Origin of the sequence: uncultured Eudoraea sp. (assembly GCF_947260015.1) — a bacterium.
In the GTDB taxonomy this organism is placed as follows: Bacteria; Bacteroidota; Bacteroidia; order Flavobacteriales; family Flavobacteriaceae; genus Eudoraea.
Genome location: NZ_CAMYOM010000001.1, coordinates 238,800 through 258,827 on the forward strand (window position 1 = coordinate 238,800; position 20,028 = coordinate 258,827).

Sequence of the window (20,028 nt, forward strand, 5' to 3'; positions counted from 1 at the left end):
AATGTTAAAGACGATTCCTAAAATTTACTTTATTATGGGTGTTTCTGGTTGTGGCAAATCTACTATTGGAAATTTACTGGCAAAAGAACTCAAAATACCTTTCTATGATGGGGATGACTATCATTCTAAAACCAATGTAAATAAAATGGCCTCCGGACAACCGTTAACCGACAAAGATAGAATGGGTTGGTTATTAATATTAAATGAGCTAGCCCGTTCTAATAGTGAAGAAGGTGCAATTATTGGTTGTTCTGCATTAAAAGAATCCTACAGGCGAATATTGGATGCTGATCTTCAGGAAAATGTAAGTTGGATTTATCTAAGTGGTTCTTTTAAAGACATAATGAACCGCTTGCGTCAAAGAAAAAATCATTATATGCCTGCAGAACTTCTTAAGTCCCAGTTTGAAACCCTGGAGGTACCTCAAAAAGCTATAGAGGTTTCAATAAATATGCCTCCTGAGGAAATAGTTAACAGGATATTAGAGTTAATATAGTTTTAATGAAAAAGGCATCCATTATCGGATGCCTGATTCTCTATAGTTTTTATATTTTACTGTGTCTTTACTACAAGCCTGAATCCTTCGCCATGAATATTCAGAATCTCAACCACATCATCTCTTTTAAGATACTTACGCAATTTGGCAATATAAACATCCATACTTCTTGAGGTAAAATAATTATCATCACGCCATATCTTAGTCAAAGCTAACTCCCTGGGCATAAGGTCATTCTCATGTAAAGCCAATAACCTTAACAATTCATTTTCCTTTGGAGAGAGTTTTATTGGCTCTTCATCCTTGTACTTAAGAAACCTCAACTTAGAATTTAAGTGAAAGTTTCCAATATTAAACTCAAATTGTTTGCTATCAGCCAGGGTATTAGAAGCCTTTCTTTGAAGAATAGCCCTTAATTTCATTAGCAAAACTTCAGAATCAAATGGTTTGTTCAAATAATCGTCAGCACCTGCTTTATAACCTTTAAGAACGTCTTCTTTCATAGTTTTGGCTGTAAGAAAAACGATTGGAACATTCTCATTCTTCTCCCGAATTTCTCTAGCCAGGGTAAACCCATCCTTATAAGGCATCATCACATCCAATATACAGATGTCATAATTGTCTTTTTTAAATTTCTCAAAACCTTCCATTCCGTTTTTTGCCAAAATAACATCAAAATCGTTCATGGATAGATAGTCCTTTAATACAATTCCAAAATTAGGATCGTCTTCGACTAATAGTATTTTTTTGTTTACAGTTTCCATAATTTTTTAAATTAATGGTAGCTTAATATAGAAGCTACTTCCTTTATCTTTTTCACTTTCAGCGTAAACTTCCCCTTGGTGATCTTCTACAATTTTTTTTACATAAGCCAGTCCTAGCCCATGTCCTTTAACATTATGTATATCTCCGGTGTGTTCTCTATAAAATTTTTCAAATACTTTTTTCAACACCGCTTTACTCATTCCAGCACCATGATCCTGTATTTTAATGACAATATAATTATTGGCAATCTCTGTAAACACATCAATTTTAGGTGCCTCTGGTGAGTATTTCACAGCATTATCCAAAATATTTACAATCACATTTCCAAAATGCATCTCATTAGCTAACACTTCCGATCTTATCGCATCTAAATTGGTGTGAATATATCCTCCCCTATCAGTTACAATAAGCTGAACATGAGTAATTGCTTTATTAATAATTTCGTGAACATCAACCCTGTCCTTATTAATATCCAATTGATTTTTTTCAAGTTTAGAGATCCTTAGGACATTTTCGACCTGAGCATGCATTCTTTTATTCTCTTCCCTTATCATTTTCAAATATCGTTGTACCTTTTCCTGATCTCCAATGATTTTTGGATTCTTGATAGCTTCAACCGCCAAATTTATTGTAGCAATGGGTGTTTTAAACTCATGTGTCATATTATTTATAAAATCTGACTTAATTTCTGAGATTTGCTTTTGTTTTATTAACTGATAAATTGCTCCCGAATATGCTACAACTATAATAAGAGTAAAAACTAAAGATAAAATCGCCATTCCAAGGATTGATTGAAGCAAGAACTTTTTCTTTTTAGGAAAAGACAACATGAGCGTAAAATTACTCATTCCCTCACTGTTCTTAAAGAATGGAGCTCTATAAACTGTTGTACCTCCAAATTTGAATCTTTTAGACTTTACTTTAGTAGGGAGACCTTTGCTATAGACTCCATATTCATATTCAATATCCATACCCCGGTTTTCCAACTCCCGATCCAGTAATAATTCTATCTCTTGTTTTGAAACTCGTTTATGGATTGGAACTCTTTCAGCATATTCCCTATAGACGTCCTCAAAAAATGCCTTTTCTACGGATTTTAAGCCACCTATTTTTTCTAATTTTTGTATAGGAGTTAGTTTATAGCTTTTGCCATCCAATCCAAAATCCTCCTTGTAAACTGTTTTGGTGCGTTTACTAGTATAATTTTTTATTGTTGTGGTATCGTTACCATTGCTATTGTCAAAGAACGTAGATGCAATATTATAATCCTCTTCCAAAATTCCATGCGAGTAAAATAAAACCTCGTTAGAATTTAAATCGCGATCAATAAAAAAAATGTTACTCAAATGAGAACTCTTAAGTTCTCCTACACTATCCTTAAGATTTAAATATCTTTCAGAATAGTCGTCCATTTCACGGATTTCAATTTTGTCCGTTACTTTGTTAAGAACTTCAGAAACTGTATTTGAAAATTGTTCTTCTTTATCTTCAACAGAACTTTTTATCCAATACAGTTGTACAGAGATAATCCCAATAAGAGAGAGGCTCATTAAAATGACCAGGCTAACAAATAATCTCTTATTCATCTATTTGGTAAATTTAAAAATTTAACATTTAGCGGATCACCTGTTTAACCTAACCTTAACAAAAATGTTAAAAAAGCTGTTAAACCGCTGTTTTAATAAGTTGGCGATGAATCTGTTCAACTTGTAATTTGGTCTTATCTAAGTCTATATTTTCGATTATATAATCAGATAAAGGAATCTTTTTAGAATCGTCCCATTGATTCTCCATTCGTGCCAGGATTTCTTCCTTTGAACCATTATCTCTTGCTATTATTCTTTCTAAACGGACCTCTTTTGGGGCCTTTACAAGTATTATTTTATCAAAATTACTATAGGCGTTGTTTTCAAAAAGTATTGCTGCCTCCTGGATCACATATAAAGTTTTTTTCTTTTTTACCCACCTACTAAAGTCCTTTCTAACAGCTGGATGCACTATTGAATTAAGCTTTTGAAGTAATTCCTTATTACTAAAAACCTTATCTGCTATATATTTTTTGTTTAACCTTTCCAATTCGTATGAATCTTTTCCTAACAAATCGATTACGGCTGTTCTAATCCCCTTAGAATTATTCATTAGTTTTTTAGCTCTCAAATCCGAATTATAAACAGGGACACCCAATTCTTTAAACAGTTTGGCTACTGTTGTTTTTCCACTGCCAATCCCACCGGTTAATCCAATAATTTTCATTGACGTTTCAAGATAAATTCCACTTCATTCTTCATTAGTTGAACACTGTACACATCGTTGGGTTTTTCGATAAGGATTACTTGAAGATTTTGATTTTCACCTCTTTGTTCCTGAAAATTAGCCACAACCTTAAAGTCTATAGGGCTAATATCCTTTAATCTATCAATTCTGGCCTTGCAAAGTACCGCAATTGTGTTGGGGTAAGTTTTTATCTGTGTTCCCTCCGGGAGATTAATGACCTCCACTGGAATTTCAATTAATTTTTCAGAAAATCGAAAAACTTTCCCGGAGATTCTTACCTTTTTTTCGGAAAGTTCTATATTTTGGAAATCTTCCGGTAAAACCAAATCAACTACTATGGAAAAATCCTCAGAAATTTCATTGAGTTCAACCTCCGATGTTGAAACCGAATTTACCAAATCCAACTCCTTTTTTGGTCCCGATATTGAAATTAGTGAAGGCTCTAACTTTAATTTGCCGTCTACAAGATAATTCTGGGCCGGGTTTAAGCTAATATTTGGAGAGATGGGAACATCTTTTAATTCAACCTGGTAGAAATCTAAAAAGAGTGTATCCCTATCTACTTCTAAAAGGGTTATAGAACTGGATAATTGACTCTCTATCTGTTTCTTGAAATCAAGTTGGGCAACGTAAAATTTTGATTGATCGTTAGCCATATTAGACAGATCTATCTCAATTTTTTTACGATTATAATAAAATCCTAAAAATTGAAACCCGCTGGCTCTAAGTCTTACATCAACATTTTTTAAAGAGTTATCAGCTAAAAGGAGACTGTCGGGTACGTTGATATACTCCAGGTCAAAAGTAGTCCGGTCAACATAGGTCTCAGATAATCTGCTTACAAGCCAGGCAAGGAAAGAGCACAACAGGAAGATTAAAAATATATTTATCTTTCTTTTATCATTACTCCTTTTGACTTCTTTCTGCTCCATTAAATTTGTTTAAAAAACAATTCGGGAAAAAGTTCCAGTGGTTTATTTTTGCTAAAATTAACTAAGATTACTGATTTTAAAAAACCATATCCATAACCAAGAAACTGAATCATAACAGCAATAGTAGCCAAAAAGGCAACTACAAGGTTTTTATTCTTTATTAAGGCATCTAAAAAAATAAACGCAAAATAGGCGGCGTAAAGTATAATGGGCCATAGATATCTTCCCGGCCCAATGAATAACATTAATAGAGAAATTATAAGTCCCATACAGAAAAGGGTAGGAAACCAATAGAATATTCTGGAAGAACCTGGATGCCAGTTATTGAGAATTGGACGTACCATACCAAACTTTTTAACCTGTATAAAGAATTTATGGAAACTTACTCTTCGCTTATGGTAAACAAATGCCTCGCCAATTAATTTAGTTTCATATCCTTTATCCCATAAACGCATAATTAGGTCAGGGTCCTCTCCCGGATGTATATTTCCAAAGCCTCCCGAGTCTTCAAAAGCTTTTTTAGAAATCCCCATATTAAAACTTCTGGGCTGAAATTTATCTACAGTTTTATTATTTCCCCTGATACCTCCAGTAGTAAAAATAGAAGTCATGGCATAATTTATCGCCTTTTGAACATTTGAGAATGACTGATGCGCGGCATCAGGGCCACCAAAACAATCTACGTACTTGTTGTTTAAGCTATCCGAGACCTTTTCGAGATAATTGACAGGAACTACACAATCTGAATCCAATATTATAAAATAATTCCCTTTAGCGCGCTGCATCCCGAAATTTCTGGAATTTCCAGGACCTGTATTCTCCTTGAAAAGATAAGTAATATTTAATGTTCCTTTATAATCATCAATTACAGTTTTAGATGTGGTAACAGAGCCGTCTTCAACAATGACTATTTCATATGAAAAAGCCATCCTGTACTGGGATGGCTTTAAAATTTTTTAGATACTGTTATTCAGTAAAATGCTCAATTACCTCATGGCTTACACCAGTATTTGAAAAACCACCATCATGAAACAAATTCTGCATCGTAACTTTTCTTGTAAGATCTGAAAAGAGAGATACGGTATAATCTGCACAATCCTGAGCTGTTGCATTACCTAAGGGAGACATCTTTTCTGCATAATTAATAAAGCCATCAAAACCTTTTACACCCTGCCCGGCAGTAGTTGGTGTTGGAGATTGAGAAATTGTATTAACTCTTACCTTTTTCTCTTTGCCAAAAAAGTAGCCAAAACTTCTGGCTACAGATTCAAGATAAGCTTTGTTGTCTGCCATATCATTATAATCTGGAAATGTACGTTGGGCAGCCATATACGTCAATGCTACTATACTTCCCCATGAATTCATTGCATCTGCTTTGTATAAACTTTGCATAACCTTATGGAACGAAAGAGCAGAAACATCCCATCCTTTAGTTGTAAAATCATATTTTTCATCCGTATATAAACGACCCTTCCGGACATTAACGGACATTCCAATTGAATGTAAAACAAAATCCATTTTTCCTCCCAGAATTTCCATGGATTTTGCAATCAAATTATTCAAGTCATCTTCATTGGTAGCATCAGCGGGGACTATTTGTGAACCTGTTTTCTCTGCCAGGGCATTAATCTGACCCATCCGCATGGCAATGGGAGCATTTGTAAGAACAAAAGTACCACCCTCTTCATGTACACGTTCAGCGGTTTTCCAGGCAATTGAATTTTCATCAAGTGCCCCAAAAATAATTCCCTTCTTCCCTTTTAATAAATTATATGCCATCTTTAAGTGGTTTGGATTAATTTGAAGTCAAAGATATCTAAAAAAGTAGAAACTAAATCGCTCTTCTGGGATAATTGAAACATACTAAGAAGGGGAGAAATAAAATTAAAGATCTTTCTGCCTTTTTAATTTAAAAGCTCCCGGGCATGCGCCAGAGCGGAATCGGAAAGGCTCTTGCCTCCTAGCATTTCTGCTAATTCGAAAACTCTTTCATCCTCCAGCAATTCTTTCATTTGTGTTTGAGTACTATCGCCCTTATCTATTTTAAATACTTTAAAATGATGATCCCCTTTAGAAGCAATTTGAGGAAGATGTGTTATTGAAAAAACCTGCATATTCCTACTCATTTTTTGCATAATATCCCCCATTCTGTTTGATATTTCACCGGAAACACCACTATCTATCTCATCAAACATTAAGGTCGGTAATTGTTCGTATCGGGCAAGTATCGATTTTATTACAAGCATAATACGAGAAAGTTCCCCTCCGGAAGCAACCTTTTTTAAAGTATTATAATCTGACCCTTTATTCGCCGAAAATAAAAACAATAGCGTATCAACACCGTTAGTTTTATAATCTTGAGTTGGAATAACTTCAATATTGAAAGTAGCATTAGGCAAGCCCAGAGAATGTAAAGAATGTTCAAGTTTTTCCTTAATGTCCGGAATTACAGCATTGCGGCGATCAGATAACAAATTGGCTTCTTTATCCAACTCATTCTTTAGTACCTCAAGTAAATTCCTTTTATCTTTAATTTCTTCTTCAAGATTTTGTGTGGCACTAACATTTTTTGTAAGTGTTTCTTTTATAACCATTAATTGAGAAACATTGGATACATCATGTTTTCTCTGCAGGTCGTATAGGACCTGTAATTTAGCATTAATTTCTTCAAGTTTCCCCGGATCGGGTTCAATAGATTCCTGAAGAGTTTGTATTTCTTCGGCTATATCTTTTAATTCAATAAAAACTGAATCAATTCGTTCCTTAAGATTTGCAAACTTGTTTCCTATAACGGATAGCTTTCCTGATATCAGTTTAAGTTCCTGAAGCAAACTTACAATCCCCATTTGTTCATCCCTCAACAGGTGATTTCCTTTGGATAAATTTTCAAGAACAGTCTCAACATTATTTAATTGCTGGAACTGATCTTCCAGTTTTTCCTGAAGCCCTTCTTCAAGATATATAGCATCCAATTCATTTAACAAAAAAGTGTTGTAATCATGCTCTTTAATGGCATTTTTTTGAAACTCTATGAGCTCATCAAATTCGTGTAAGGTAGTTTTGTATTTTGCTAGTTTAATATTGTATGCATTCAGGATCCTTGTATTATCTGCAAAAGCATCAATTAATTTTAACTGAAAATCGTGCTCTGTCAACTGCAATGTCTGGTGCTGTGAATGAATATCAACAAGTCGTTTGCCTAATTGCGTTAATATATCCAGTGTAACTGGAGAATCATTTACAAATGCTCTCGATTTACCACCAGGATGAATTTCCCTGCGTATAATAGTATTGGAGTCATACTCTAAATAATGTTTATTAAAAAATGATTCCAAATTATAATTTTTGATATCAAAAACGGCTTCAATTACACATCTGCTGTCTTTGTCTTTTAGAGAAGACATGTCTGCGCGTTTTCCTAAAACCAGGGAAAGGCCTCCTAAAAGAATAGATTTGCCAGCTCCTGTTTCACCCGTAATTGTAGTAAATCCACCAGTGAAGTTAGCATTGAGATTATCGATTAAGGCATAATTTTTTATAGACAGATTTATCAGCACAACAATATTATATAATATGGTCTGTAAAGATAAATTATTATTGGAATGAAAATGAAGTGATTAATATGTTATTTCATCCCAGGTTGTGGAATAAAATGGAGCTACTTTATTTAATGTCTCTTTCAGTGCAACAATATCTACTTTTGGCCCATCAGAAAATATGTCTTGTATTTCATCAGATTTGGCATCAAAGAAAGTTTGTATTAAGAATGCATTAGGCCTTCTTTGTGTTAAAGTCTCAAACAACCTCATAGAACCTGCTATCACTTGCTTGCCGGTACTATTGTTATCCCCTAAAATATCCAACCCCTTTCGGTGATAATTGTACATGGCAATTCTATATTCTCTAAAAGTATTCGACAGAAGGTTATCAACGAATTCAAATCGTGTTCTATTATCTGAAGCCGTTTGCCTCCAGCCCGAAAAACTACTACCCTGAGCCTGAGTTACAATTTGTTGAGCCTCTTTGTAAAATTCTGTCCCTCCTTCCAAAGCAAAAGTATCTGCATCGAGTCCCAGGATTATATATACATAATAGGAAATAACTCCAACCAAGTTAGAATCAAATACATTCGGGTTATAAACCAAAGGTTCAAACTCTATATACTGAAAATTAAACTGATTGTCCTTATAATTAAAAATGGGGCTTTCATAAGAGGTATTAAATACGGGACGAGAAGACTGAATCTGAATATTTGCACTAAATCTGTCAGAGGCATAGTCCGTTACCGTAATAAACATCCTGGCATTTACTTTCTCATTATCCTTGTAAATCCTATTTGTCCATTGACTTTTATTGACAAAATCGTTCAATGCACGTTCTAAAGTCCCAAATATTTGTCTATTTGTCTGGTTTACCTGATCTGCATTAACTGTTATGGTACAATTAAGTTCCTGGGCATTAATACAGTTAACAAAAAGAAAGCTAAATAAGAGAATTAAAAAATTACGCATGGCCCCTACTGATGATTTCGTTCAATATGTCTAAAGCTACTTCAGCCTTATTCTTAACTTCAAACGTTTTTATCTCTAAATTCTTATCTATAAATGTTATTTTGTTAGTTGTTTTCCCGAACCCTGCATCTTTGTCATTAAGTGAATTCAGAACAATTGCATCTAAATTCTTTTTCCTTAATTTCTTTTTTGCATTCTCCACCTCATTTTCAGTCTCCAATGCAAATCCCACTAAATATTGATTCTTCTTCTTATCTCCCATTGATAAAAGAATATCTTTATTTTTTACAAAATCTATTTGAAGGGTTTCAGATTCTTTTTTTATTTTTTGTTTGTATACCTTACTGGGCCTGTAATCAGATACCGCAGCAGCAGCTATAACAATGTTGCAATCATCATAATACTTATGAACGGCATTAAACATTTCCTGAGCAGAAACTACCCTAACTATTTCTATAGACGGATTTTTGGCTGTTAAGTTTGAAGGTCCTGATACTAATACAATTTCTCCCCCAAGATTAGCAGCTGCATTTGCCAATTCAAATCCCATAAGACCAGAGGAATGGTTGCCTACGAAACGTACAGGATCTATGGCTTCGTATGTGGGCCCGGCTGTAATCAATATTTTTTTTCCTTTTAACGGCAAGTTACTGGAAAGATATTCCTGAATTAACCGCAGGATATCTTCCGGTTCTGCCATGCGTCCTTCGCCAAATAATCCACTTGCTAATTCACCTTTGCCAGCTGGAATCATAATATTGCCAAAAGTCTGTAATTTTTTAAGACTCGCTTTTGTCGTTGGATGTTCATACATATCAAGATCCATTGCCGGGGCAAAGAATACCGGGCATTTAGCAGATAAGTAGATCGCTAGCAATAAATTATCACAAGTACCACTTGCCATTTTGCTCAGGGTATTGGCTGTAGCCGGAGCAATGAGCATTAAATCAGCCCATAGGCCAAGATCTACGTGATTGTTCCAATCCACGCTCTCTTCTTCTTCTTTGATAAAACTGGTAAGTACAGGATTCTTTGATAAGGCAGCTAGAGTAAGAGGGGTAACAAATGAAAGAGCGCTTTCAGTTAAGATAACCTTAACCTCAGCGCCTGCTTTTATAAATAATCTAACCAGAAAAGTGGTTTTGTAAGCGGCGATACCCCCAGTAATACCTAAAAGGATTTTTTTGCCGCCTAACATATTACTGCTCGTCTTTCTCTGTATTCCTATGGTAAATTTTATCTTCCAACCATTCCATTACTGCCAAAGCATGCGGTTTGGGAAGTTTTTCATAAAATTTTGAAACTTCAATTTGCTCCTTATTTTCAAATACCTCCTCAAGGCTATCGCTATATGTGGCAAATTCTTCAAGTTTTTCCAGAAGTTCCTTTTTAATTTCAGAATTAATCTGAATAGCTCTTTTGGCAGTTATTGATATAGCCTCATAAATATTATCTGTATTTTGATCAAACTCATTTCTGTTGATTGTAATGGTTGATACCGGGGCTTTGGAATTCTTCAAATCGTTCATATTCATTTTGAAAGGTTTTTTTGTTCAGAATAACTGTTTAATTGCTCATCTACTTTTTCAATCAAATCATTGGCAACTTCCGCATATATGGTTTCGGGGAAGTATTTGAATAAATTATTATATGCCATTTTAGCATCCTCAAGACGTTCTTTTTTGCGATTCTCTGTACTGTTTAAAGCTATATTCGTAGTTGCCTCAATTTTCAGATAAAGCGCTTCCTCCCGATAAATTGATCCGGGGTTATCTGAAATAAAATTATCTAAGGCTGCTATAGCGGAAACACTATAGTCTAAAATATATGACTTTCCAAGTTTTGTATATTGTTTTGCAACTTCAAAAGTTTTCTGTTCTTTCTTAGTTGTTAATTCCTTTGCCATAATATTTGCCTCGGCAAAGTATTCAGATTCAGGGTAAAGATTAATAAACAACTGCAATTTGGTTAAGGCCTTATCCGTATCAGTCTGGTCTACAGAATACTTGGGTGAAAGCATATAATAACTTTTCGCTCCAATGAATGCAGCTTCAGAGGCCTTATCACTTTTAGGATAGGACTTCAAAAAACGTTCAAACTGATAACCGGCAAAATTGTAATCCTTAATTTGAAAATAACTGTTGGCAAAAAAGAACATTACTCTCTCCCCCTGTGGTTTACCTACATATCCAGGAGCAATTTGTTCTAATAAGCGATTGGCCTTTTTAAAATCCCCCTCATTATACAGTTTTTCTGCAAGTTCATACTTTGCCCTGGTATCAGTGTCTTTTAATACCTTCTGGTATTCACCACATGAATTTAAGGCAATAATGGTTATGAGTAAGAAAAAAAGATATTTGGTTCTAAAAAACATTTTGCAAAATTAGGGATAATTGGCGGAATAAAAAACATTAATTAAATACTAAGATAGTACCTGTAAGGCTATTAAAAAGCGATTTTAATGAACTTTTAACCCAATTTTGGCTTTTTCATTTCTACGATAATACGGCAAATACGGTTTCCAGAGAAAATTTGATCATTAACTTAAGCTCTGATTTTTGCAAAAGTCCTCATAAATTCATTAATATGTCCTTTAAGTCTTGAGGATGCTTCAACCAATGGTAAACGCACTGTTGGCCCACAAATTCCTTGAATTTCCAAAACCGATTTTATCCCTGCGGGATTTCCCTCCCGGAAAGTTAATTTCATTCCCTCTGTCATGGCATTGTGCAAGGCATAAGCTTCTTCTGCTTTGCCTTGCAATCCCAAGCTTATCATTTTGGAAAATTCATTTGGCAGACCTTGTCCTAAAACAGAAATAACCCCTACCCCTCCTTCTATAACGGTGGGTAATGCTGTAAAATCATCCCCTGAAATCACCAAAAAATCTGAGGGTAATATATTTATCAAACTTTTCAACTGAGTCATATCTCCTGAAGCCTCTTTTATGCCAACAATATTAGAACACTCATTTGCAAGTCTGAGAACCGTATCCGGTTCAATATTACTTCCGGTTCTTCCAGGCACATTGTATAAAATGAGAGGCTTCTCGGAAGCTTCTGCTAAAGTTTTATAATGGCGATAAATTCCTTCCTGAGTAGGTTTATTGTAGTAAGGAGATACGGATAGCACCGCCGCAAAATCCTTAAGATTGGTTTGAAGTAATTCCTCAGTTAAAAGTTGTGTATTGTTTCCTCCTATTCCAACAACGAGAGGAAGCCTTCCGGCGTTTTCTTCAACAACCACATCAATTACCAATTGCTTTTCAGAGCTGGTAAGTGTCACAGATTCTCCAGTGGTACCTAATACAACGAGGTAATCAATATTTCCTTCAATACAAAAGTTTACGACGCGTTTTAAGGCGTTAATATCAATAGATAAATCAAGGTTAAAAGGAGTAATCAATGCAACCCCAGTTCCTAATAAATTTTTCATAGTTATTTACATCACGCATCGATTTCACCCAGAACTTTAAGATATTTTTTAAGCTCTTTCTTAAAAGTATTAAAGTCTGTGAACGATGTCTCCAAAATTAAATCATTATGTCTTTCGTCTATCTCGGCAAAACCAACATTAATTCTTGCTCTGGTCTTTATGGTCATTAACTGGAGCATTAAATTCTCTTGATTATAATAATTTACCAACATGTCGTATTCCCTACTCAAAAACTCCAGGACATAACTGTTTTCAATGTCCCCATGCCAACCAAGGTCTTTATCTGAAAAAACAGGGGTTGCATAAGGTGAATTCTTATCGTAATAATTTTTGTAACCAATTATTTTAACCGCATTGGGCCTTAATTTAAAATCTTCTAAAAATTCATAGAACAATTCCGTTTTATCAAATTTATCGAGATCTACAATAATGGCAATTGATGTAATACCCTTTTTACGTTCAACCTCATCTGGCGGATTTTTAAATTGTTCGTTTAAATATTTTAACCCTGATTTGTATTTAAATTTATCTCTAAGTGCCTTTAAAAACATGTACCTTTACCTTTAGGCAAATGTAATTAATATCCAAGCAACTATTATGCTAAGATAAAAAGGATAATGAATTTAAAAATACAACATTTTGTTATTTTTGTAACAATTACTTGTATTTGTGCCTGCAATGAAACTCCGAAAAAGCTTAGTAAAATATCTGGTAAGCAGCTGCCAATTACTGATTCTATAAACGTTACAGATTCCATAGATATCTACGTAGCACCCTATAGAAAGCGCGTAAATGAGGTTTTAGATAGTGCCTTGGCATATGCGCCAATTAAAATCACCAAAAAAGACGGTAAATACAATACGTCAGAAGGTAACTTAATGGCTGATATAATCCTTAGCGAAGCTAACCCCATTTTTAAATCGAGAACTGGACATGAAATAGATTTTGTAATTTCAAATTATGGCGGTATTCGTAGTATAATATCTGAAGGAAAGGTAAGTGCCAGAACAGCTTATGAAGTAATGCCATTTGATAATTCTATAGTGATTGTTGCTATTAAAGGCAAGTCCGTAAGAGATCTGGTTTCTTTTCTAATAAACGCAGATAATCCGCATCCTATAGCGGGAATTCAGATTGTTTTGAATAATAATGAAACCATTAAGGATGTGAATATTCAGGGGCTGCCTTTTGATGAAAATAGAACTTATTATGTAGCTACATCAAATTACCTGGCAGATGGAGGTGACGACATGGGATTTTTTAAAGACAGTCTCAACACTGTTGATCTAAATTATTTGATTAGAAATGCAATGATTGATTATTTTAAAAAAGTAGATACCCTTACTGCCAAAGTGGACGACCGCTTTATTAAAATTGAATAGAAATGAAGAGACGGGACTTTGTAACAAATTCATTTGCCGGCGGCTCCTACATAAGTATGGGTGGACTTAGCTTGAATAGTTGTAATTTTCAGAATTCAGAATGCATTACCATACTGCATACCAATGATGTGCACAGTCATATAGATCCTTTTCCCAAAACACATAATTCATTTCCGAATATGGGTGGCATTGCCAGAAGGGCTACATTGATTCAAAAAATAAGAAAGGAAAATCCATATACCCTTTTATTGGATGCCGGAGATATTTTTCAGGGTACACCCTATTTTAATTTTTATGGAGGCGAATTGGAATTTAAATTGATGAGCATGCTTAAATATGACGCTGCTACAATAGGTAACCATGACTTTGATAATGGTATTGAAGGCCTTTTAGCCCAGATGCCATTTGCTAAGTTTAAATTACTCTCGGCAAATTATGATTTTACCAATACTGTGATGAATGGTTTTGTAGAACCCTACAATACATTTTTGCTCAATGGCATCAAGATTGGCGTATTTGGATTGGGAATAAAACTTGCTGGCCTTGTTGTCAAGGACCTTTTTAAAGAGACCGCTTATCATAATCCTATTGAAGTTGCACAGGATATTAGTATTTTATTAAAAAAAGAAGAAGAATGTGATCTGGTTATTTGTTTATCACATTTAGGTTACTCCTACCAGGATGCTGAAAAACCAAGTGATCTAACACTAGCTGCAAATACAGATAATATTGATCTTATTATTGGCGGACATACACATACATTTTTAGATAAACCTGTTATTAGACAAAATCGTTTAGATAAATCAGTTTTGGTGAATCAGGTTGGTTGCTATGGAATAAATCTCGGTAGAATCGATTTTTATTTTGATTCTGAAAAGAATATTAAGTCAGAGGGGATTTCCATTTCTGTCTGATTCTTATTAAACCGTAGTTTTTTTAAAATACCATGAAAGTAAACGGCTTTATATGCGAAGGTCATGGGGTAGCTTCGGGTAAATCTGATACTCAAAGATATCCAAAGGGTACTTTATATCAACAACTGCCATATTTTAAGGAAAGAGGATTGGATCTTTCCGCTTACTTTTTAGGTACTATCAATTTAAATATTACACCCTACCTCTTTAAAATAGAAAAACCAAAATATTCTTTTGTGGCTATACCATGGTCTGATTATATCCCACCAGAAAATTTTTATTTTTTTGATGTTATTTTCTTTTTCAGAGATAAAAAAAACAAAGGATTAATTTATATGCCTGACCCAATTACCAAGGTTGATCATATTCAGGAACTATCAATACTAGAATTAATTCTGCCAAGAATTTCCGGGCTCTCATATGGGATGAAGGTTGGTATTGAAGTAGCAGATGAACAACTACAATTCTTTAAATTATAGAAATCTATTATCATCCGGATTATATGTCATCATGAACTATTTAGTACTTAGTTGTTTACAACATAGTCTACTAAAATTCTGAATTCTTCCTGTAAGGTATTATTCGGATAAGGCCTGTTCGCCCTTCCGTACCAATAATCGGCATTGAATTTATCGCCCTCTTTGCGATGGAGATAAGCATGCATCCAAAAACCAAGATTTGAGTGTATATCCTGTGTAAGATCATGAGACGCATTCCAATTCCCATTTGCGTCATACCAGAGTGCCTGCAACACCTTCGGCCAAAGCTCCGGTGGATGCTCATTTTTTAAGGAATTTAAAAAATCTTCGTAGTTGAATGACTCTTTCATCTTAAGCCTTGATAAATAATATCATCATTTCGGACATATTTTCACTTAGTTGGTCCTTTTTGATTTGAATTAAAAAACAAATAATCTTTTATTGGTACAGATAAAAAAATCACTTAAAATTAAACACAATGATTATGAAAAAAACATCACTTGCTTATTTATTAATCTTTTCGCTCTTTTTGGGTTCAATAGTTATGGTTACTGCACAAGAGGCAGAAGCCCCCATGTGGGAAACTATTGTATTGACTCCCGATAATACTAAATTAAAAGTTCTTGGTGAAAATATGAGGGCGCACAACCTAAAATACCATAATGAAGGTGCATATAAAGCTACAGTTTACAGTATTTCCACCGGTCCGGATATTGGAAAAATTGTATGGATGATGGGGCCATTAAAATATGCACACCTCGATTCCAGACCATCTGAAGGCGGACATGATGAAGACTGGAGAGATAACGTCATGGCCTATGTAAAGAAAATGGAACATGGGGAATATTGGAAAGGCGATGTTAAACTGTCAAACACAGATATGCTAACGGATGATCCTTCACTCTACCCTATTCAATTCATCAGGTATTGGGAAGTTAATGCTGAACATTCACATAACGTTAAAGCAATGTTAGAACTTATTAGCAAAACCGTTAAAGCTATGGACGGTAACAATGCATGGGGTGTTTATTACAATGAATTTAGACAAGGTTCTAAAATTGGCCGGCATATTGCTTCTGTAGGATTTTATAAGAATTGGGCAGAGTTTGATGAAGCACCTACATTTAAGAAAACCTTTTTTAAAGTTCATGGAGAGGAATCCTGGGACGACTTTGTCCGTAACATGGACCAGGTATTGGATAATAGCTGGGACGAAATATGGGTATACGATAAAGAGCTTAGCGGAGATTAATACTTGTTAAAACAAAATAATAAAACCCTCTTTTTTCCATTAAAAAGGGGGTTTAATTGATTAGTGCTAAAAATTCGTCTTCTGAAATAATTGGAATACCTAATTTATCTGCCTTCTCTTTTTTACTGGGGCCCATATTGGCGCCCGCCACCACAAAAGAAGTCTTTGAGGAAATGGAAGAACTAACTTTACCCCCATTGTCTTCAATATTCTTTTTCAGTTCCGTTCGACTTACTTTTTCAAATACGCCGGAGACCACAAAGGTCTGACCCTTAAGTTTATCAGTTTGCCCATCCAGTTGCTTATCGGTAAGTGAAAACTGAAGACCATACTCCTTAAGCTGGTTTATAATGTCCCTGTTCTTTTCCTCTTCAAAGAAATTCACAACACTTTCGGCAATTCTTTCTCCAATTTCATCCACCATTTCCAGCTCATTCGCGGTGGCTACCATTAATGCATCTATATTCTTATAAGCCTTGGCTAATTTCTTTGCCACAGTTTCCCCAACATATCGTATGCCAAGTCCAAATAACACCCGTTCAAAAGGAATATTAACAGATGCTGCTACTCCATTAATCAAATTTTCGGCAGACTTTTCTGCCATACGCTCCAAAGGCATGAGCTGATCTTTTGTAAGTATAAACAAATCAGCATAATTATTTATCAAGCCCTCTTTATAAAGCAATTCTACTGTTTCACTTCCCAAACCTTCAATATCCAGGGCTTTTCTGGAAATGAAATGTTGAATTTTCCCGGTTATCTGAGGCGGACAACCGCTTTCATTAGGGCAAAAATGCTGGGCCTCCCCTACTTTTCTTCTCAACTTTGTGCCACATTCAGGACAGTTTGTAATATACCGTGTGGGTATAGAGTTGGCTGGACGTTTTGACAAATCGACACTCACAATCTTAGGGATAATCTCACCACCTTTCTCAACATGTACCGTATCCCCTTCACGGATATCAAGCTTGGCTATTTGATCAGCGTTGTGTAATGAAGCTCTTTTAACTGTGGTTCCTGCTAAGAGCACCGCTTGTAAATTTGCTACTGGTGTTATGGCTCCGGTTCTTCCAACCTGATAGCTAATTTCATTAAGAATTGTAACCGCTTGTTCTGCCTTAAATTTATAGGCAAGAGCCCACCTGGGCGACTTTGCTGTATAACCCAGTTCTTCCTGTTGTTGAAGGCTGTTAACTTTTACCACAACACCATCGGTTTCATAAGGAAGATTATGGCGCTCAATGTCCCAATACTCCAAAAACTGCATTACTTCTGCAGTAGTTTCACAAAGCTTAGCGGCAGCAGGAACTTTAAAACCCCATTCACGGGCTTTAAGAAGCATATCAAATTGGGATGAAAAATTTAGTTTGCTTCCGGTAATTCCGTAAAGAAGGCATTCCAAAGGCCTTTCCGCGACCAGCGAACTGTCTTGCAATTTTAGGCTTCCGGCTGCAGTATTCCGAGGATTCATATAAGGATCCTCCCCATTATTGATTCGCTCTTCATTCATTTTAGCGAAACCATCTATTGGCAGTACAATTTCACCCCGAATATCAAATTTCGATGGAAAATCTCCCTTCAATCTAAGGGGAACAGATTTAATGGTTCTTATGTTTGCAGTTACGTCATCGCCCTGAAATCCATCACCTCTTGTAACCCCTCTGACAAGTTCCCCATTTTCGTAGGTTAGGCTAATTGAGGCACCATCATATTTAAGTTCACAAGTAAAGTTAACCGTGAAACCTCCCAAAATGCGCAATACCCGCTTTTCCCAATCCAATAACTCTTCTCTGGAATAAGAGTTGTCCAGTGAATACATCCTGTGTTCATGAACTACCGTCTCAAAATTCTTAGTGACCGTGCCTCCTACCCGCATGGTAGGAGAAGTTTCATCCATAAATTCAGGATTCTGTTCCTCTAATGCCTGTAACTCCTTTAATTTCATGTCAAACTCATAATCTGATATAGTTGGACTGGCGAGTACATAATACTTATGGTTGTGTTCACGCAATTCCCGGCGTAAGGCTTCTATTTTTTCCTTGATAGTCATTAAACCTGATCTTTATTTATCCATTTAGGCACATGTTGAGGGCGATAATGCATCATCTTATCCAATAAACCGTTAATTGAATGGTCTATAAGTATCATATCATAGTTTTCCTGTTTGACAAATCCCTGATCAACCATCGTTTTTAGCATCCCTATTAAACTGTTGTAAAATCCGTTAATATTTAGAATGCCTATAGGTTTGTGATGCAATCCCAATTGAGCCCAAGTTATCATTTCAAAAAATTCCTCCAAAGTACCATAGCCTCCTGGCAGCATTATTACTCCTTCAGACATTTCATGCATTTTGAGTTTACGTTCATGCATATTTTCTGTTACGACCAATTTTGTCAGACCAGTATGAAATACTTCTTTAAGCTTAAGGAAATCCGGAATAATTCCAACAACGTTTCCTGAATGGTCCAGTGCTCCCTGCGCCAACTTACCCATTACACCAATTCTGGCTGCCCCATAAACGAGTTCAATAGATCGTTCTGCCATTACCTTCCCAAGGGAATAAGCTTTATCCAATATAAGAGGGTCTTTTCCTTCACTACTACCACAAAAGACAACAATACTATTCATTTCCTATATGTTCTCGGGACTTTAAAAATATTAAAAAAGACAATTTAAACACATTTTGAGTTTATCCGGGTTGCTTAGCTTTAATCATTCTGTCATTTCCAAAGATATCTTTTCTAAGCTCAATTTCAGAATAACCAAATTCTTCTAAAAGCTCTTTTACTGCTTCACCTAAATATTGATTTATTTCCATATAAAGAACACCTTTGGGAGTTAAGCTCTTTTTTGCCAGTTTAACAATAGGTCTATAGAAGAGTAAGGGGTCCCCGTCTGGAACAAACAATGCCAAATAAGGCTCATTTTTAAGGACATTATTATGCATTTTATCTTTCTCCATTTCCCTAACATAAGGAGGATTAGAAACTATAATGTCATAGTTTTCCTTTAAGGAGGTAATCTTTAAAATATCGGCCTGAATAAATTCAATATCCACATCATTCTTTAACGCATTTTTTGTAGCTACTTCCAGTGCAGATTTGGAAATATCCATTGCAGTGGCCCTTAGATTTGATTTTAGTTTGGCTAGAGAAATTGCAATGCATCCACTTCCAGTTCCAATATCAATAATCTTAAGATTATCATCCAAATTTTCAATATCTTCAAGCACCCAGTTTACCAATTCTTCAGTTTCCGGTCTTGGTATAAGAACAGACTCATTTACCATAATTTTCAGGTCCATAAAAGTGGTTTCCCCCAAAACATATTGAATAGGATGTTCATTCTTTAATTTTGATAAACCTTCAAACATATACTGTTCTTCCTCCTTAGTGATAACAATTCGCGGATCTATTGCCAGGATAAATTGCTCCAAACCTAAAAAGTGTTCTATCATTAAATAAAACATACTGTCCACTTCCTCCTTGGAATAGTTATAATCCAATTCCTTGTGATATATGTCCTTGATCTCTTTTAACAACATTTCTTAAATGCTATGTACTTCCAAAAATGACACTTTGAAAA

Annotated in this window: 22 protein-coding genes; 5 read left to right on the forward strand and 17 right to left on the reverse strand. The window is 35.1% G+C overall.

What is annotated here, in order from left to right; all coding sequences use genetic code 11:
- Nucleotide 1: 1 nt before the first annotated feature.
- On the forward strand, nucleotides 2-496 hold the full coding sequence (locus Q0X66_RS01110) for a gluconokinase (RefSeq protein ID WP_297702628.1): 495 nt from the start codon (nucleotides 2-4) through the stop codon (nucleotides 494-496).
- 56 nt (nucleotides 497-552) lie between these two features.
- Here the strand turns inward: Q0X66_RS01110 and Q0X66_RS01115 are convergent, their stop codons facing one another.
- The 13 genes from Q0X66_RS01115 to Q0X66_RS01175 all read right to left on the reverse strand — a co-directional run bounded on the left by Q0X66_RS01115 (nucleotide 553) and on the right by Q0X66_RS01175 (nucleotide 12,964).
- Nucleotides 553-1,260 (reverse strand): response regulator transcription factor, encoded by a 708-nt coding sequence (locus tag Q0X66_RS01115; RefSeq protein ID WP_297702629.1) that lies wholly within the window; start codon nucleotides 1,258-1,260, stop codon nucleotides 553-555.
- A gap of 6 nt (nucleotides 1,261-1,266) precedes the next feature.
- Complete coding sequence (locus tag Q0X66_RS01120) at nucleotides 1,267-2,847, reverse strand: HAMP domain-containing sensor histidine kinase (RefSeq protein ID WP_297702630.1); 1,581 nt, start codon at nucleotides 2,845-2,847, stop codon at nucleotides 1,267-1,269.
- A 79-nt stretch (nucleotides 2,848-2,926) separates the two neighbouring features.
- Entirely contained in the window at nucleotides 2,927-3,514 is a 588-nt protein-coding gene (gene coaE, locus Q0X66_RS01125; protein ID WP_297702631.1) for a dephospho-CoA kinase, read from the reverse strand.
- A complete protein-coding gene (locus Q0X66_RS01130) occupies nucleotides 3,511-4,467 on the reverse strand; it encodes a YbbR-like domain-containing protein (protein ID WP_297702632.1) in 957 nt (318 codons plus the stop codon). The genes coaE and Q0X66_RS01130 overlap by 4 nt, the downstream gene beginning before the upstream one ends.
- Nucleotides 4,467-5,396: a glycosyltransferase gene (locus Q0X66_RS01135; protein ID WP_297702633.1), complete on the reverse strand. Its 930-nt coding sequence runs from the start codon at nucleotides 5,394-5,396 to the stop codon at nucleotides 4,467-4,469. Before Q0X66_RS01135 ends, Q0X66_RS01130 begins: the two co-directional genes overlap by 1 nt.
- A 37-nt stretch (nucleotides 5,397-5,433) precedes the next feature.
- Nucleotides 5,434-6,246 (reverse strand): SDR family oxidoreductase, encoded by an 813-nt coding sequence (locus Q0X66_RS01140; protein WP_297702634.1) that lies wholly within the window; start codon nucleotides 6,244-6,246, stop codon nucleotides 5,434-5,436.
- Nucleotides 6,247-6,371: 125 nt separating this feature from the next.
- Nucleotides 6,372-8,024 (reverse strand): DNA repair protein RecN, encoded by a 1,653-nt coding sequence (gene recN, locus Q0X66_RS01145; protein WP_297702635.1) that lies wholly within the window; start codon nucleotides 8,022-8,024, stop codon nucleotides 6,372-6,374.
- Between the two features lie 60 nt (nucleotides 8,025-8,084).
- Nucleotides 8,085-8,978 carry a DUF4835 family protein gene (locus Q0X66_RS01150; protein WP_297702636.1) on the reverse strand — a complete coding sequence of 298 codons (894 nt, stop codon included), beginning with the start codon at nucleotides 8,976-8,978 and terminating at the stop codon, nucleotides 8,085-8,087.
- Entirely contained in the window at nucleotides 8,971-10,176 is a 1,206-nt protein-coding gene (gene coaBC, locus Q0X66_RS01155) for a bifunctional phosphopantothenoylcysteine decarboxylase/phosphopantothenate--cysteine ligase CoaBC (RefSeq protein ID WP_297702637.1), read from the reverse strand. Before coaBC ends, Q0X66_RS01150 begins: the two co-directional genes overlap by 8 nt.
- A 1-nt stretch (nucleotide 10,177) precedes the next feature.
- Nucleotides 10,178-10,513: a DNA-directed RNA polymerase subunit omega gene (locus tag Q0X66_RS01160; protein WP_297702638.1), complete on the reverse strand. Its 336-nt coding sequence runs from the start codon at nucleotides 10,511-10,513 to the stop codon at nucleotides 10,178-10,180.
- The gene (gene bamD, locus Q0X66_RS01165; protein WP_297702639.1) at nucleotides 10,510-11,352 is read right to left on the reverse strand and encodes an outer membrane protein assembly factor BamD; all 843 of its coding nucleotides are present in this window, start codon (nucleotides 11,350-11,352) and stop codon (nucleotides 10,510-10,512) included. The genes Q0X66_RS01160 and bamD overlap by 4 nt, the downstream gene beginning before the upstream one ends.
- Nucleotides 11,353-11,522: 170 nt before the next feature.
- Nucleotides 11,523-12,413: a 4-hydroxy-tetrahydrodipicolinate synthase gene (gene dapA, locus Q0X66_RS01170; RefSeq protein ID WP_297702640.1), complete on the reverse strand. Its 891-nt coding sequence runs from the start codon at nucleotides 12,411-12,413 to the stop codon at nucleotides 11,523-11,525.
- A gap of 11 nt (nucleotides 12,414-12,424) precedes the next feature.
- Nucleotides 12,425-12,964 carry a hypothetical protein gene (locus Q0X66_RS01175; RefSeq protein WP_297702641.1) on the reverse strand — a complete coding sequence of 180 codons (540 nt, stop codon included), beginning with the start codon at nucleotides 12,962-12,964 and terminating at the stop codon, nucleotides 12,425-12,427.
- Between the two features lie 66 nt (nucleotides 12,965-13,030).
- On the opposite strand from Q0X66_RS01175, the gene Q0X66_RS01180 reads away from it, so the two are divergent.
- From Q0X66_RS01180 to Q0X66_RS01190, 3 genes are read left to right on the forward strand one after another with little or no spacing between them, the layout of a single operon-like run.
- Nucleotides 13,031-13,795 carry a 5'-nucleotidase C-terminal domain-containing protein gene (locus Q0X66_RS01180; protein ID WP_297702642.1) on the forward strand — a complete coding sequence of 255 codons (765 nt, stop codon included), beginning with the start codon at nucleotides 13,031-13,033 and terminating at the stop codon, nucleotides 13,793-13,795.
- A gap of 2 nt (nucleotides 13,796-13,797) precedes the next feature.
- Nucleotides 13,798-14,709, forward strand: coding sequence for a bifunctional UDP-sugar hydrolase/5'-nucleotidase (locus tag Q0X66_RS01185; RefSeq protein WP_297702643.1), 912 nt, complete (start codon nucleotides 13,798-13,800; stop codon nucleotides 14,707-14,709).
- A 32-nt stretch (nucleotides 14,710-14,741) separates the two neighbouring features.
- A complete protein-coding gene (locus tag Q0X66_RS01190) occupies nucleotides 14,742-15,188 on the forward strand; it encodes a hypothetical protein (RefSeq protein WP_297702644.1) in 447 nt (148 codons plus the stop codon).
- A gap of 47 nt (nucleotides 15,189-15,235) precedes the next feature.
- Here Q0X66_RS01190 and Q0X66_RS01195 read toward each other — a convergent pair whose 3' ends face one another.
- On the reverse strand, nucleotides 15,236-15,538 hold the full coding sequence (locus tag Q0X66_RS01195; protein WP_297702645.1) for a hypothetical protein: 303 nt from the start codon (nucleotides 15,536-15,538) through the stop codon (nucleotides 15,236-15,238).
- 134 nt (nucleotides 15,539-15,672) lie between these two features.
- On the opposite strand from Q0X66_RS01195, the gene Q0X66_RS01200 reads away from it, so the two are divergent.
- Complete coding sequence (locus Q0X66_RS01200) at nucleotides 15,673-16,440, forward strand: hypothetical protein (protein WP_297702646.1); 768 nt, start codon at nucleotides 15,673-15,675, stop codon at nucleotides 16,438-16,440.
- A 52-nt stretch (nucleotides 16,441-16,492) separates the two neighbouring features.
- Here the strand turns inward: Q0X66_RS01200 and ligA are convergent, their stop codons facing one another.
- The 3 genes from ligA to prmC form a co-directional block, all read right to left on the reverse strand.
- Entirely contained in the window at nucleotides 16,493-18,490 is a 1,998-nt protein-coding gene (gene ligA, locus Q0X66_RS01205) for an NAD-dependent DNA ligase LigA (RefSeq protein WP_297702647.1), read from the reverse strand.
- Nucleotides 18,490-19,071: a TIGR00730 family Rossman fold protein gene (locus tag Q0X66_RS01210; protein WP_297702648.1), complete on the reverse strand. Its 582-nt coding sequence runs from the start codon at nucleotides 19,069-19,071 to the stop codon at nucleotides 18,490-18,492. The genes ligA and Q0X66_RS01210 overlap by 1 nt, the downstream gene beginning before the upstream one ends.
- Nucleotides 19,072-19,132: 61 nt before the next feature.
- Nucleotides 19,133-19,987 (reverse strand): peptide chain release factor N(5)-glutamine methyltransferase, encoded by an 855-nt coding sequence (prmC, locus tag Q0X66_RS01215; protein ID WP_297702649.1) that lies wholly within the window; start codon nucleotides 19,985-19,987, stop codon nucleotides 19,133-19,135.
- Nucleotides 19,988-20,028 lie beyond the last annotated feature (41 nt).